At 49.7% G+C, this 471-nt stretch carries 1 protein-coding gene; it reads right to left on the bottom strand.

Annotation, left to right across the window (positions count from 1 at the left end):
- Window positions 1-382: HNH/endonuclease VII fold toxin-2 domain-containing protein (locus tag GVL52_RS28750; RefSeq protein WP_244619340.1), on the bottom strand; the 382-nt coding region annotated here is incomplete at its 3' end.
- Between the last annotated feature and the right edge of the window lie 89 nt (window positions 383-471).

The following is a 471-nucleotide window of genomic DNA, read 5'->3' as shown; positions in this document are numbered from 1 at the left end:
CTACACCACTGTTCGATCCAGAGCTATTGCTAGGGCCGGAAGACCCACCTCCGCCTTGTCCAGTCTTATTAACTCCGGGGTGAATTTTTGGAACGCAATTTAATCGATCGTAAAATGCATGAAGTTGCGCTTTCAAGCACCGCTCATCGCAACCAGACTCTGGGAACGCCATCCTAACAGAACTTACTCCGGCATTTATTGCAGATTCTTTTGTTATCTCAGCGCCTTTAGGAATTTTGCTTCCACTTGGATATTCAAACTTGCTGAGTTCAACCATCAATGCGTTATGGGCCATGCCATGGGAGCCATGCGTGTTATTCGTCCCTTCTACACAAACAGTGGGGGCTTCACTAGGCTCATAACCAGGACACCCTTCAAACATCGCACTGGGCAACACATGGTGACCAGATTGCCCCGGACAGCACCCCTTTCCATCTCGCCCGGACAAGGGATTCAGCGTCTCCTTGTAAG

The organism is Rhizobium sp. 18055 (assembly GCF_902706285.1).
Lineage (GTDB): Bacteria > Pseudomonadota > Alphaproteobacteria > Rhizobiales > Rhizobiaceae > Rhizobium.
This window is presented reverse-complemented; position numbering and strand designations above follow the sequence as displayed.